Origin of the sequence: Candidatus Hamiltonella defensa 5AT (Acyrthosiphon pisum), from assembly GCF_000021705.1 — a bacterium.
Lineage (GTDB): Bacteria > Pseudomonadota > Gammaproteobacteria > Enterobacterales > Enterobacteriaceae > Hamiltonella > Hamiltonella defendens.
In genome coordinates, this window is record NC_012751.1 from 1,345,420 (window position 1) to 1,351,905 (window position 6,486).

Genomic DNA, 6,486 nt, shown 5'->3' on the forward strand with positions numbered 1-6,486 from the left:
TGTGTCACATACATAAAGGATGTGGCCGCAATTCTAAGATGTTGAAGTTCAATCAAAGCGGGCTGAATGACCTTAATCTACAGATTTGTACCTAATGCAAATGGCCGCGGAATCGGTGGGGGTGACGCTGGAATTTGCCTCCGCCCAGCTCAGCCATGAGGATAGAAGGGACCTGGAATCCGGCTATTTGACCTTAGACGTTCTGGAATCGTCCCTGGCGATGAAAGCCAAACAGGCGAGAGTAGGCGAGAACAGGGAGAGAAGAGGAAAAGGGACTTTTAACGGCTGTGATGGATTTTGTGATAATCTGATGAAAAATCCTTCAATTGATTCAGTATCATCATGACCAAAAAATTTACCCCTACGCCGCATGATGCGGTATTCAAGCAGTTTTTAAGTGAAAAAGAGGCGGCGAAAGATTTTTTTGAGATATGGTTGCCAGATGAGATAAAAGCCTTATGTGATTTCACGACGATGAAAATGGAGTCGGGTTCGTTTGTCGATGAAGGCATGAAGGGGTATCAAAACGATATTCTCTATTCATTGAGTACCGACAAGGGAAAGGGATATCTCTACGTGTTGATTGAGGCACAATCGACTCGGGATAAGCTGAGTGCGTGGCGATTAATGCGGTATAGCATGGCGGCGATGCAAAAGCATCTGGACGCGGGGAATAAAACGCTGCCATTAGTCTTTCCAGTTTTATTTTATATGGGTAAGAAAAGTCCCTATCCCCACAGTACCCATTGGTTGAATTGCTTTGAAGACAGGGGATTAGCGGAGCGTATTTATACCCAGCCCTTCAGACTGGCGGATGTGACGACACTGGAGGATGGTGAGATTCTGCAGCATCGCCGGATGGCGTTACTTGAGCTACTCCAAAAGCACATTCGCCGACGAGATATGAGCGAGTTACTCAATGAAATTGTGGCCATTTTATCGTATAATGAGTATACGGATAACCAAGTTATGACGATGATGAATTATCTGATTCAAGAGGGGAACGCGACAAACCCGAAGCAGTTTATCACTGAGATAGCGAAACAATCAGAGAAACATGAGGGGGCACTGATGACGATGGCTCAACAAATTGAAGAGATAGGAATTCAAAAAGGCAAACTTGAAGGCATTCAAGAAGGCATGCAAGAAGGGGAAAAAAAGGCTTCGTTAAAGATAGCGCGTCATTTGCTGGAGAGCGGGATGGAGAGACAATCTGTGAGGCAAATAACGGGTCTGAGTGAGACTGAAATGAAAAGCCTGTTTCAAGATTCACCCTAATTGAAGGGTTTTTCTGTTGTTTTAGTTTGTACTTATCAAGAGTATTTTTATTTGTCTTTTTTTCAGATAGAAGAGATGCAAGTGTACTTTGTCAAAAAGAGCTTTATTATTGACCATAAAAAGGGTGATATTAAAGGTGATGAGTAATAAGAGTGATAAAATCAAGCCAGAAGCAATCAAAAAAAACCATAGATAACCCTTCCCCCTCTTTAGAAAATCATGATTGACTCAAAACCAACCTACAACTGCCCCCGACAATAAAGACTGCTGATTTAAGTATACCCGTAATACATTAACTATACTCGTAACTAGGCGAGCTCAGAAAGTGTGCCGGGATTGAACTGATACAATTGCTGCCATTGACTTAAAGACAAATTTCATTTCTTTAAAAACCTGCAACCAGTTGTGAAATTATTTCAAGATAGCTTCTAAGTATTTTTAAAGTAAGTTAATAACTCATGATTTTTAAATTTAAAAAAATTCAAATAAACTGATTTTTAATCAAAAATAAATTTTTTGTTCTTGATTAGAATGAAACTTTATTTTTTAAAAAAGAGATAATAAATCATGAGAAAGACTCAAAAAAGAGAGATACAAACTTCACTTAAAAACAACTTTATTATAACAGATTCAAACATTTTTTATCAGTTTTTAAATGATCAATTAGCCTTGGGTAAGCTCTCTCAATATATTTTAAATAATACAATTAAAAATATATCTGATATAGATAACATATTAAATAAAATTAAAACAACACATCAAAATAATAGCCCTTATTCAAAAATTTTTAAAGAAATAGAAGCACTTAAAAATAATGAAAAATTATCTTTAGACGCAATTAAAGATTTACTCTCCAAAAAAGGCATAAATGAAAAACAACATTATGCCTTATATCTAAACATTTCTGAAAAACTCGTTTCTGAGCCCATGACGATTAGCCGTATTAAACAGATATATCACCATGAAATGGTTACCCCGCCAACAGAGCAAGAATTTAAATTTTTGTTAGAAAAACAAACTCAAAAAAGCAATAATAATTCATATAAAGAGGGAACCGTAGTAAAAAAAGGGGTTGAAACAACAGACACAATAGAAAATACGAGTCATCATAATAGCGAAATAAACGCCAGTAAATTTTATCAATTAATTTATCAAAAAATGATAGATAGATTGATTACAGTAGAAGAATACGAACAACTATATGAAAAAATTTCTGAACAAATGAAAGCAAAATCATTCACTATTGAAGAAATAAATCAATTTTGTACAGACAATAAAATTCCTACTTTTAGAGAAGATGAATTATTTCGGATAGCAAAAAAAGCTGAAAATAGCATAGACGAAAATTTAAAATATATAAAAAATTTTAAAATCATAGAGACAAAGACGGATTCAAACGAAAAAAATCTTATAAATGAAGACAGTACTGTATTAAGTATCGTTTTAATGGAATTTATCAATTACAAAAGGAGTATTGGGGTTTTAAATGATATTTTAAAAGATATAAAAACTTTTATAAAAAATAACGTTAATAAGAGTAATATTGATGAATTTATTGAAAATATTCAACAGATTAAAAAAATTGATCCAGAGTATCAAGAAGGTTTAACTAAAATAGAAAACATTTTTACTGAAATTAAAAATAAATTAGACGAATTAAAAAAATCGAGCTTTTCGCAACTCAATAAAAAAGATCAGGAATCAATTTTTTCAAATTTTGATTTCAAACAAACTCAAGATAAGTTTTTAAATTTTAATTCAATAGGAATTAGTAAAACAGACAGTATTAAATTATTAACATATATATTACTTAATAATCGCATTAATACTAATTTCAGTATTAATGCGATTAAAGAAATATTTAATGATAATAAAATTTCTGAGCCAACAGGGAAAGAATTTGAAATTCTAGCAAACAGTGCTTTTTGGGGATCTAAAAATGTATTTTTTCAAAACACAATTGAGATGAACGTTAATAACGATCTCACTTTAAGTATTAAAGTTTTTTCAGACGAAGAAAAAATGTCTGGTCTGACTCAAAAAGAGATTGAAGAGGCATTAAAAAATGCTTTAATTACTTTTAATGAAGCATTTGGTTTGATGAAAAATAATTCGCTTGATGGAATCAATAAGAATAAAGCGATTTTTACATTACATTTTTTTGCAAAGAGAGAAAGTTTCTTATCTTATCTAAATAAGAATAAGGAAAGTACTATCTTAGGATCATCACTTTATAATCATATTTATATCTGGCTTGATAGTGATAAGGACTCGTTAAATGATACTATAAAACATGAATTTGTTCACGCCTTGGTTAATTACAATAATTTATCTGGTGTTTTGCCTAAAGTTTTTAGCGAGGGCATAGCGGAGTATATTCCTGAACTATCAAAAGGTAAAAACGCGATTGATTTTGCCAGTCAATTAAAAAGACATCTTAATAAGGCAGATTATAAAAATAATTTAACATTAAAAAACCTTTTAAGTGATCAGTTTTTGGAAGACAATAACTTAGATCCTTATACAGTCGGGCCTGCTGTTATTGCTTATTTTGAGGATAAGTTTCCGAGCGTTATAGATAAATCATTATATGATACATCGCAAAGTGAGAAAAATAAGGAAGGTCGTCAGAAAGAATTTTTTGAAATAATAAAAAAATTTTCTGAAGAAGAACCATATTCGACCCATTTTAAAGATTGGGTTGAAACACATTCAAGAGATATGCTCCCTAACCTTCCTATTAAAAAAACGATCTCATTTGAGATGGATGGTAAATCATTCAGTATTGAGGTTTTCTCCGAAACAGAACTTTTATATACAAACATTCAGGCTGAGTTAAAAAAGACTTTCGGTATTTTTAATCAAAAATTCAACTTCATTAAAGATGATAACGGTGCTCAGCCACTCATTTTTAGATTATTTCTTTTTCAAAAAAACAATGACGATTATTCTCGGTTTTTGAAATCAAAAGATACGAATCCTCTCTCAGAATATTATTCAGAGACCTCGTTAGAAAGTAATGTTATTAGTAATATGTATGTCAATTTCGATAAACCTGATGACAAGCTTATAACAGATGCATTTAATGATACTTTGAGTCTTTATATTACTTCTGATATAGATAGTAAGTCTATTTTCACGGCATCCTTAAATTATTATATAAAGCTGTTCAATAAATTTAACATTAATATTCATGAATATCATAGCATGATTTCTCAGCTGTATAAGAATTTAAATTCTGAATATTCAAGCTTAAACTTGACAAAAATTATTAAGGATGATTTTTTTAATAACCCAACAGATACAAAAATTATGCAAGAGTTCCACTCGAATCAAAGTAAATCATTTGAGTCACTGGCCGTTATTGCTTATCTGCAAGAAAAGCATCCGAATTTTATCAAGACATTACTAACAGCGAAAAGCGCGCCGGAAAATTCTGATAGCCTGACTAAAGGTGTTATTGATTCTCTTCTTGCAAGTGAATCAGAAAAAGAAAAAGTAAATCAAGGATTTCAAGCTTGGTTAGAACCCGCCGCAGAACCACAACTCAAAGAAAACCATGATGGTGAAGGTTCATCTGATAAAGTTCATTCATCACCTGTGGCTTCTTCATCTGAGGATAGTTCATTGCCTGAAGTTTCTGCACGGTTTCAACAAGATGAGGTGCATCAAAATAAGTCTGGGTTGTTGTTAACACAGGAGATGAATCAATTTAATACAGATAATGATGTAACACATATTACAGAAAACTATATTCTACCTAGCTTAGTTATTTCAACTCTCCTCGGCGTTATTGGTGCATGAAGGAATCATTTTTAAAAAATAAAGGGGTAAAAAAAACTTTTTTAAATCGGATTCGGTATCAGATACCTCATTGCGACGGGTTAACTCGTTTATTTTTGGGGTATGGATTTCAAGAAAATGCTCTATTTGAATAGTGTTAGGCTTTTCCTTTGTGAAGGTTTTAATGAAGGGGTTTATGTTTTTATGTCGCAGAGATGTATTGAATAGGGGATTGATTTGAATAGACAGAGACATGATATTTCTCCTCATTATTTGAAGGGTGAGCTATTTTTTATACTATAGTAAAAAAGAGTAGAAAATACTTATTTTTATTTTTGTTGAGTGTGAGGTGTGACATTAAGCATGAAGGCCTTGAATAAGTCTGTCGGGCTATTTTGTGATAAGCTCAGATCTCACCTGAAATTGATTAAGTATTAAAGATGACTAAAAAATTTACCCCGACCCCCCATGACGCCGTTTTTCGCCAATTTCTCCATGAAAAAGAGACGGCGCAAGACTTTTTTGAGATATGGCTCCCTGATGAGATTAAAGCGTTGTGTGATTTCACGACGATGAAAGTGAAGTCGGGGTCTTTTATCGATGAAGACATGAAGGCGTATCAGAATGATATTCTGTATTCATTAAAGACGAAAAAGGGGAAAGGATACCTTTACGTGCTCATTGAATCGCAATCCACGCCAGATAAACTGAGTGCGTGGCGATTAATGCGGTATAGCATGGCGGCGATGCAAAAGCATCTCGACGCGGGGAATAAAACGCTGCCATTAGTCTTTCCAGTTTTATTTTATATGGGTAAGAAAAGTCCCTATCCCCACAGTACCCATTGGTTGGATTGTTTTGAAGACGGGGGATTATCGGAGCGTATTTATACCCAGCCTTTCAGACTGGCGGATGTGACGACACTAGACGATGGGGAGATTTTGCAGCATCGTCGGATTGCGTTGTTAGAATTAGTGCAGAAGCACATTCGCCACCGGGATATGAGCGAGTTACTCAATGAAATTGTGGCCATTTTATCGTATAATGAGTATACGGATAACCAAGTTATGACGATGATGAATTATCTGATTCAAGAGGGGAACGCGACAAACCCGATGCATTTTATCACCGAGATAGCGAAACAATCAGAGAAACATGAGGGGGCACTGATGACGATGGCTCAACAAATTGAAGAGATAGGAATTCAAAAAGGCATTCAAGAAGGCATGCAAGAAGGCATGCAAGAAGGGAAAAAAAAAGGCTTCGCTAAAGATAGCGCGTCAACTTCTGGAAAGTGGTATGGAGAGACAATCTGTGAGGCAAATAACGGGTCTGAGTGAGACTGAAATGAAAAGCCTGTTTCAAGATTCACCCTAATTGAAGGGTTTTTCTGTTGTTTTAGTTTGTACTTATCAAGAGTATTTT

Annotated in this window: 3 protein-coding genes and 1 pseudogene; all 4 read left to right on the forward strand. The window is 34.1% G+C overall.

The annotated features are described in order from the left end of the window. The first annotated feature begins 94 nt into the window (after positions 1–94). The 4 genes and pseudogenes from HDEF_RS06635 (at position 95) to HDEF_RS06650 (ending at position 6,438) form a co-directional block, all read left to right on the forward strand. Entirely contained in the window at positions 95–346 is a 252-nt protein-coding gene (locus HDEF_RS06635) for a hypothetical protein (RefSeq protein ID WP_015873869.1), read from the forward strand. Next, positions 343–1,278, forward strand: a complete 936-nt coding sequence (locus HDEF_RS06640) for an Rpn family recombination-promoting nuclease/putative transposase (RefSeq protein WP_015873870.1) — start codon at positions 343–345, stop codon at positions 1,276–1,278. Before HDEF_RS06635 ends, HDEF_RS06640 begins: the two co-directional genes overlap by 4 nt. A 567-nt stretch (positions 1,279–1,845) precedes the next feature. Beyond that, positions 1,846–5,082, forward strand: a complete 3,237-nt coding sequence (locus HDEF_RS06645; protein ID WP_015873873.1) for a metallopeptidase — start codon at positions 1,846–1,848, stop codon at positions 5,080–5,082. A 419-nt stretch (positions 5,083–5,501) separates the two neighbouring features. Further along, positions 5,502–6,438: pseudogene (locus tag HDEF_RS06650) on the forward strand (Rpn family recombination-promoting nuclease/putative transposase). Positions 6,439–6,486 lie beyond the last annotated feature (48 nt).